This window comes from Sphingomonas sp. LH128, assembly GCF_000293195.2.
Lineage (GTDB): Bacteria > Pseudomonadota > Alphaproteobacteria > Sphingomonadales > Sphingomonadaceae > Novosphingobium > Novosphingobium resinovorum_A.
This window is the reverse complement of the sequence record NZ_ALVC01000085.1, coordinates 1-7,745: the sequence shown is the minus strand read 5'-3', so window position 1 is coordinate 7,745 and position 7,745 is coordinate 1. Positions and strand designations below refer to the sequence as shown.

At 65.8% G+C, this 7,745-nt stretch carries 9 protein-coding genes; 4 read left to right on the top strand and 5 right to left on the bottom strand.

What is annotated here, in order from left to right:
• The 5 genes from LH128_RS07635 to tkt all read right to left on the bottom strand — a co-directional run.
• The coding region (locus LH128_RS07635) for an acyltransferase family protein (RefSeq protein ID WP_008829035.1) at positions 1-800 on the bottom strand (800 nt) is incomplete at its 3' end.
• 142 nt (positions 801-942) lie between these two features.
• Complete coding sequence (locus LH128_RS07630; RefSeq protein WP_008829034.1) at positions 943-2,142, bottom strand: phosphoglycerate kinase; 1,200 nt, start codon at positions 2,140-2,142, stop codon at positions 943-945.
• Positions 2,139-2,570, bottom strand: a complete 432-nt coding sequence (locus LH128_RS07625) for an MOSC domain-containing protein (RefSeq protein ID WP_008829033.1) — start codon at positions 2,568-2,570, stop codon at positions 2,139-2,141. The genes LH128_RS07630 and LH128_RS07625 overlap by 4 nt, the downstream gene beginning before the upstream one ends.
• A 61-nt stretch (positions 2,571-2,631) precedes the next feature.
• Complete coding sequence (gap, locus tag LH128_RS07620; RefSeq protein WP_008829032.1) at positions 2,632-3,639, bottom strand: type I glyceraldehyde-3-phosphate dehydrogenase; 1,008 nt, start codon at positions 3,637-3,639, stop codon at positions 2,632-2,634.
• 28 nt (positions 3,640-3,667) lie between these two features.
• Positions 3,668-5,656, bottom strand: a complete 1,989-nt coding sequence (tkt, locus tag LH128_RS07615; protein ID WP_008829031.1) for a transketolase — start codon at positions 5,654-5,656, stop codon at positions 3,668-3,670.
• A 181-nt stretch (positions 5,657-5,837) separates the two neighbouring features.
• On the opposite strand from tkt, the gene LH128_RS07610 reads away from it, so the two are divergent.
• The 4 genes from LH128_RS07610 (at position 5,838) to LH128_RS07595 (ending at position 7,498) form a co-directional block, all read left to right on the top strand.
• A complete protein-coding gene (locus LH128_RS07610) occupies positions 5,838-6,146 on the top strand; it encodes a hypothetical protein (protein ID WP_172704990.1) in 309 nt (102 codons plus the stop codon).
• The gene (locus LH128_RS07605; protein ID WP_008829029.1) at positions 6,146-6,478 is read left to right on the top strand and encodes a cell division protein ZapA; all 333 of its coding nucleotides are present in this window, start codon (positions 6,146-6,148) and stop codon (positions 6,476-6,478) included. The genes LH128_RS07610 and LH128_RS07605 overlap by 1 nt, the downstream gene beginning before the upstream one ends.
• 216 nt (positions 6,479-6,694) lie before the next feature.
• Positions 6,695-7,246, top strand: coding sequence for a 5-formyltetrahydrofolate cyclo-ligase (locus tag LH128_RS07600; RefSeq protein ID WP_008829028.1), 552 nt, complete (start codon positions 6,695-6,697; stop codon positions 7,244-7,246).
• Between the two features lie 12 nt (positions 7,247-7,258).
• The gene (locus tag LH128_RS07595) at positions 7,259-7,498 is read left to right on the top strand and encodes a DUF2842 domain-containing protein (RefSeq protein ID WP_008829027.1); all 240 of its coding nucleotides are present in this window, start codon (positions 7,259-7,261) and stop codon (positions 7,496-7,498) included.
• Positions 7,499-7,745 lie beyond the last annotated feature (247 nt).

Genomic DNA, 7,745 nt, shown 5'->3' with positions numbered 1-7,745 from the left:
CCCAGCCAGACCAGCAGCGGCGAGACAAGCACGGCGCAAGTGACGTCATACCAGCCCTTGGGAATGAACGCCGGATCGGCGACCAGCATCGCGAGAATCGCGATGAGGCAGAAAACACCGAGCCAGCCGGGATGGCGGACCTCTTTCACGGGTAGCCCGGCGATCAGCACGCCTGCGGTGAAGGACATCGTCGTGCGCAGCATCGTCGTGCCCATCTGGCTCCACAACGGACCAAGATTGCCACCCTCGCGTGCCAGCACTGCGGGCACGAAGAAGCAGGCGGCGGCCATCGCCACGGCAAGCTGGCCGATGCGCGGCAGGCGGAACAGCACCAGCGCGAGGCCGAGGCTGGCGACGAGTTCGAAGAACAGCGACCACGCCGGCACGTTCATCGGGAACAGCGTGTTGGTGAAGGGCGACGGCAGCATCAGCAGGTTGGGCGGCAGCGACTTGGCGATCTTGGCGTAGCTGTAGACGTCGCCCTTGCCCGTCCAGTGGTTCGAGATCGCCGAGAGCGTGGTAATGACGATCCCCGCCAGGAACAGCGGATAGAGCCGCACCACGCGCTGCTTCATGAAGCCCCACGTAGTAAGCCCGGCCTGCCAGCGCGGCAGGTAGGTGCGGCACAGCACGAAGCCGGAGAGCGCGAAGAAGAAATCCACCGCGACATAGCCGTGCGGGGCCTGCGAGATATTGTAGTGGAACAACGCCACGGCCAGCGCCGCGATGCCGCGCATGCCGTCGAGCGTGACGTACCGGCCCTGCCAGGGCGGTGCGGGAGCAAGGTTTCGATCCGTCATTCCCCTGCGAGCCCCAAAGTCATCCCTTACGATCAATATGTCCGTCATCCCCGCGAAGGCGGGGACCCATCTGATGCCCGTGCAATAGGTCAGGTCAGGAGATGGGTTCCCGCCTTCGCGGGAATGACGGGGTTGTTTTGCGTCAGGCTTCCAGCGCCGCGACGCCGGGCAGCACCTTGCCTTCCATCCATTCCAGGAAGGCACCGCCCGCCGTCGAGATGTACGAGAAGTCCTGCGCCACGCTCGCATGGTTGAGCGCCGCCACGGTATCGCCGCCGCCCGCGACCGAGACCAGCGAGCCGTCCGCCGTCAGCGCGGCGGCGGTCTTCGCCAGCGCCACGGTAGCGGCGTCGAACGGCTCCATCTCGAACGCGCCGAGCGGGCCGTTCCACACCAGCGTGCGGCAGTTCTTGAGCACGTCGCCCAAAGTCTCGGCAGCGTTCGGACCGGCATCGAGGATCATCTCGTCGGCCGCGACTTCATGGACGTTGCAGATGCGCAGCGACGGCGGGTTGGCCGCGAATTCCTTCGACACGACCACGTCGTACGGCAGGTGGACGGTGCAGCCCGAGGCATCCGCCGTGGCAAGGATATCGTTCGCGGTATCGGTCAGGTCATGCTCGCAAAGCGACTTGCCCACGTCCACGCCCTTGGCGGCGAGGAAGGTGTTGGCCATGCCGCCGCCGATGATGAGGTGATCGACTTGGCGGACGAGGTGCTTGAGCACGTCGAGCTTGGACGAAACCTTGGCCCCGCCGACGACCGCCGCGACCGGCTTCTCGGGCGTGCCGAGCGCCTTTTCGAGCGCTTCCAGTTCCGCCTGCATCGAGCGACCGGCGTAAGCGGGCAGCACCTTGGCGAGACCTTCGGTGGTGGCATGGGCGCGGTGCGCGGCGGAGAAGGCGTCGTTGACGTAGAAGTCCGCATTCGCCGCGATCGCAGCGGCGAGTTCGGGGTCGTTCTTTTCCTCGCCCTTCCAGAAACGGGTGTTCTCGAGGATCGCGATGTCACCGGCGCGCAGGATGCCGACGGCTTGCTTCACGATGTCGCCCGCGATCTCGGGCACGAACATCACTTCCTTGCCCAGCGTCTTCTCGACCGCGCCGACCACCATCGAGAGCGACTGGCTCGGCACGCGCTCGCCCTTGGGGCGGCCGAAGTGGGCGAGCAGCAGCACCTTGGCGCCCTTCTCGGCGAGTTCCAGCACGGTGGGCGCCGCGGCGCGGATGCGGGTGTCGTCGGTGACGGCGCCGTCCTGCATCGGCAGGTTGAGGTCCACGCGCACCAGCGCGACCTTGCCGATCACATCACCAAGGTCATCAAGGGTCTTGAATGCCGTCATCTCTCGATCCTTATCTCGTCGCCCAGGGCGATATCGCCGTCGTCAAGCACCGTGCCCAGCACACCGCCCCGCCAGTCCGGCAGGAGCGCGCCCTTGAGGCCCTGTGCCACTTCCTCCATGCGGCTGCACGGATCGCATTCCATCGTGACTGCTATGCGCAGGGTATTGCCGATCGCCAGGACATAGCCGGTTTCCCTCGGGAAACGCAGTCCTTCGACCAGCAGGTTCGCCCGCCGCGCATGCCATGGCGGCTCTTCGAAACCGAACAGGCCGCCGCAGACTTCAAGTTCGCCCAGCGCCGCCCGCCAGCTTTCGATCTCCATCAGGGAGACCTGCCGGCGCGGCCGCTTGCCCGGACGCACCGCGCCGCGAAAGTCCCCATGGACTCCCGCGGCGGCAGTTACGGCGACGGACCGCAGTTCCTCCATCGGCGCGCGAGGGCGTTGCCTTCGCGCGATACCGATAAGGCGGCCCGTCCCCATCAAGGTCTCAGAGCAGGCCGCCCATCACGCCGGCCGTGTCGACCATGCGGTTGGAGAAGCCCCACTCGTTGTCGTACCACGACAGCACGCGCACCAGCTTGCCTTCGAGAACCGAGGTTTCGAGGCTGTCGATGGTGGACGAGTGCGAATCGTGGTTGAAGTCGATCGAGACCAGCGGCTCCTCGGTGTAGCCGAGCACGCCCTTGAGTTCGCCTTCCGCAGCGGCCTTGAGCAGCGCGTTGACTTCCTCGGTGGTGGTGTCGCGGCTCGGCACGAAGGTCAGGTCGACGACCGAGACGTTCGGGGTCGGCACGCGGATCGACGAACCGTCGAGCTTGCCCTTGAGGTCCGGGAGCACGAGACCGACGGCAACGGCGGCTCCGGTGCTGGTCGGGATCATGTTCATCGCAGCGGCGCGGGCGCGGCGCGGGTCGGAGTGGATCTGGTCGAGGATCTTCTGGTCGTTGGTGTACGAGTGGATCGTGGTCATCAGACCGCGCTCGATACCGATCTTCTCGTGCAGGACCTTGGCGAAGGGCGCCAGGCAGTTGGTGGTGCACGATGCGTTCGACACGACGGTGTGCTCGGCGGTGAGCGCGTCATGGTTCACGCCGTAGACGACGGTGAGGTCGACGTTCTTGGCAGGCGCCGAGATCAGCACGCGCTTGGCGCCGGCTTCGATGTGCTTCGAGGCCGAGGCCTTGTCGGTGAAGAAGCCGGTGCATTCCAGCGCGATGTCGACGCCGTTGGCGGCGTGCGGCAGGTTCGCGGGATCGCGCTCGGCGGTCACCTTGATGCGCTTGCCGTTGATGATCAGGTCGTCGCCGTCGACTTCGACGGTGCCCGCAAATGCGCCGTGGACGCTGTCGCGCTTGAAGAGGAGGGCATTGGCCTTGGCGCTGGCGAGGTCGTTGATCGACACCAGCTCGAGGTCATGGTCGGTACGCTCGAGAATGGCGCGGGCGACATTGCGCCCGATACGTCCGAAACCGTTGATCGCAACCTTGGTCGCCATAATCCTAATCTCCTCTTAGGTGGTATTCTTAGCTGCTGAGCTTTTCCAGAACCTGCGGCACGATCGCATCGACGGTGAAGCCGAAGCGCTCGAACAGGACCTTGGCCGGGGCCGAGGCGCCGAAGCGGTCGAGGCCGATGTTGAGGCCGCCATTGCGGCTGAATGCGGTGAAACGCTCCCAGCCGTGTGTCACGCCCGCCTCGATCGAGACACGCAGGATCGACGGGTCGTTGGGCAGGACTTCGTGCTTGTACGCCGCGTCCTGCGCCTCAAACAGTTCCATGCACGGCATCGAGACGACGTCGGCGCCGATGCCCTGGGCCTGCAGTGCGCCCTGCACCTTCACGGCCAGTTCGACTTCCGAACCGGTGGCGATCAGGATCACCTTGCGGTCACCCTCGGCGCGGCGCAGCGTGTAGGCGCCGCGGGCAGAGAGCATTTCGCCCGAAGTGCGCAGCTGCGGCAGGTTCTGGCGGGTCAGCGCGAGGACCGATGGCGTCTCGGCGCTTTCCAGCGCGATCTGCCAGCACTCGGCGGTCTCGATCACGTCGGCCGGGCGGAACACGTAGAGGTTCGGGATCAGGCGGAGCGACATGACCGTCTCGACCGGCTGGTGAGTCGGGCCATCTTCGCCAAGGCCGATCGAATCGTGGGTCAGCACGTAGATCACGCGGGTCTGCTGCAGCGCCGACATGCGGATCGCGTTGCGGGCATAGTCCGAAAAGATCAGGAAGGTGCCGCCGTAGGGGATCACGCCGCCGTGCAGCGCCATGCCGTTCATCGCCGCCGACATGCCGAATTCACGGATGCCGTAGTAGACGTAGCGGCCGGCGTAGTCCTTGGCCGAGAACGCCGACTGGCACTTCGCCTTGGTGTTGTTCGAACCGGTGAGGTCGGCGGAGCCCCCGACCATCTCGGGCACCAGCGGCGCGAGGACGTTGAGCACGTTCTCCGACGCCTTGCGGGTCGCGACGGTGGTTTCGCTCTCCAGCCAGCCTGCGAAAGTCTTCGCGGCTTCCTCGCCCGAGGGCAGTTCGCCGTTCATGCGGCGGGTCAGCTCGGCGCCCTTGTCCGAAGCGGCAAGGCGGGCGTCCCACTCGGCGCGCAGCTTCGCGCCCTTTTCGCCCAGCGAGCGCCAGTCGGCGAGGATCTCGGCCGGGATCTCGAACGGAGCGTGGGCCCAGCCGATGTTCTCGCGGGTTGCGGCGATCTCGGCATCGCCCAGCGGCGAGCCGTGGACGTCGTGGCCGCCCTGCTTGTTGGGCGAACCCTTGCCGATCAGGGTGCGACAGGCGACCAGCGTGGGCTTGTCCGAAGCGGCAGCCTGGCCCAGCGCGCGCTCGATATCGGCGAAGTCGTGGCCGTCGCACTCGAACACGTCCCAGCCCGAAGCGCGGTAGCGTGCCGGAATGTCTTCCGAGGTCGAGAGCGAGGCGTCACCGTCGATGGTGATCTTGTTGTCGTCCCACAGCACCTTGAGACGGCCCAGCTTGAGCGTGCCGGCAAGGCCGATCGCCTCGTGGTTGACGCCTTCCATGAGGCAGCCGTCACCGGCAATGACCCAGGTGTTGTGATCGACGAGGTCGTCGCCGAACGTCGCGGCGAGGTGGCGCTCGGCCATCGCCATGCCCACGGCCATCGCAACGCCCTGGCCCAGCGGCCCGGTGGTGCATTCGATGCCTTCGATCAGAAAGTTCTCGGGGTGACCGGCGCAGACCGAACCGAGCTGGCGGAAGTTCTTGATGTCCTCCAGCGTCGGGCTGGCGTAGCCGGTCAGGTGCAGCAGCGAGTAGACCAGCATCGAGCCATGGCCCGCCGACAGCACGAAGCGGTCGCGGTCGGCCCACTTGGGCGCCGAGGGGTCGAACTTGAGGAACTTGGCGAAGAGCACCGTGGCGACGTCGGCCATGCCCATCGGCATGCCGGGGTGGCCGCTGTTCGCCGCCTGAACCGCATCCATCGAAAGCGCCCGGATGGCGTTGGCCATCGGCGCAAGACGGTCGGAAGCGAGGGTCATGGGATTACTCCGGGTACGCGCAAAAATGCGGGACGATTCGAATTTCGCGACCCCCTTTAGGCAGAGGTCGCCTCCCGTCAAGTTCACCGCCCGATTTCACCCTCTTCACGCGCAGATCGGATATTGTCCTGCAGCCCATCGTATCTTCCGCACTATTCAAGCGCAGACAAGTGACAAGATTGTGAACAACCCGCGCCAACTGCTTGCCCGGCCGCCACAACCGGCGCAGCGCTTGGCCATGGAAAACCCGCTCAAGGGCCGGGCGATCGGCGCGGCCACCGAGGAAAGCGCATCCACGCGCTCCATCTCCCTGCTTGCGCTCGACCGCATCGAGGCCGCATTAACGCGGATAGAGAACGCGGCCCCCACCTGCATTGCCAAGGGCGCGGACTTGCGCCGCCGCCATGAGGATCTGAAGGCGAGCATCAGCCAGTCGCTGTCGGGGCTCGACGCACTTCTCGCCCAGCGCGCCCAGGCGGAGGACGCCTGATGGGCAACGTGACGCTCGGGATCGGCGGGCGCGAATTCATGCTCGCGTGCGCGGACGGAGAGGAAGCGCATATCCTTCGTCTCGCCCGGCTGATCGATTCGAAGGCCACGGCATCGGGCGCGGTCGGGCAGACCGAGACGCGGATGCTCCTCTTCGCCGCACTGATGATGGCGGACGAATTGCACGAACTGCGCTCTCGTCCCGAACCGCAGGCGGTCCTGCCGATCGAAGTCCCGGCAATCCCCGCGCAATTCGCGGAAAGATTGGCGCGCATCGCCTCTCGCGTCGAAAATCTTGCCGACCTCCTTGAGACTGAAGCCGCAAGCGCCTAGATAGAGAGCGACGGGATCTGCCCGGCACGTGCCGTTCGAACATCCCTGAGGCTATAAGCAATCCATTGGGGGCTGTCCCTGCCCGGATCCTGGTCCGGAACACATGGTCCCCACCTGACGTCGAGGCGTCAGAGGATTTCTAGGAAACGACCCATGGTGGACCCGTCACCCCCCATACATTCTCAGGCCCTTCTTCTCGCGGATGAGAAGGCTGCCTTGCGCAAGCGCTTCCGGCAGGCGCGGGCCGAGCATGTCGAGGCCCTGCCGCAGGGGCTGCGCGCGCTGATTCTCAACCGCCCGCCTGCGCCGATCCTCGCGCTCATTCCTGAAGATGCGACCGTCGGGCTCTATCATCCGGCAGGTTCCGAAGCGCCGTCGCTGGGCTGGGCGCGCTGGCTGTCGGAGAACGGCCGCCGGATCGCCCTGCCTTTTTTCCCGGCGCGTGAAGCCGCCATGGAGTTTCGCGTCTGGGACAACCCGTGGGACGACCAAAGCCTCGAAACGGGACCGTGGCGGGCCCTCCAGCCGCCGGCCGAGAGCGAAAACGCAGTGCCGAATGTCGTGATCGTGCCGCTCGTGGCGTTCACTGCCGAAGGGCATCGCCTCGGCCAGGGCGGCGGACATTACGACCGCTGGCTGGCGACCCATCCGCAGGCCACCGCGATCGGGCTTGCATGGGACTGCCAGTTGGCCGAGGAACTGCCCATCGAAGCCCACGACCGGCCGCTCGCCGCCGTGGTCACGCCGACGCGGATATATAGCATATAAAGAGGACCTGACATGCGCGAGACACCAACCTGGCGAATCCCCTTCGGGGTGCTCCTGCTGGTCGTCGCGCTGGGGCTCTATGCCATGCTCATCGCCAGCTACGTGCCCGCGCTGATCGGTGAGTGGAATGCCCTTGCCCAGACGCCGGTATACATCGTGCTGGGCGTAGTGTGGCTGCTGCCGCTCAAGCGCTTCCTGATATGGATGGAAACCGGGCGCTGGAGCGCTCCGGTTACGACCAAAGCCAACTGATCCCGCCGCCGTCATTGCGAGCGTAGCGAAGCAATCCAGAGCCGCGCAAACCGCCCTGGATTGCTTCGCTACGCTCGCAATGACGAAGGGTGGGAACGGCCGGAATATATCCAGAAACGAAAAAGGCCGAGCGTGAGCCCGGCCTCTTCATTCGATCGCTGCTGGAACCACTTCATGAGAAGTGGCGCGAGTGACGGGGCTCGAACCCGCGACCTCCGGCGTGACAGGCCGGCACTCTAACCAACTG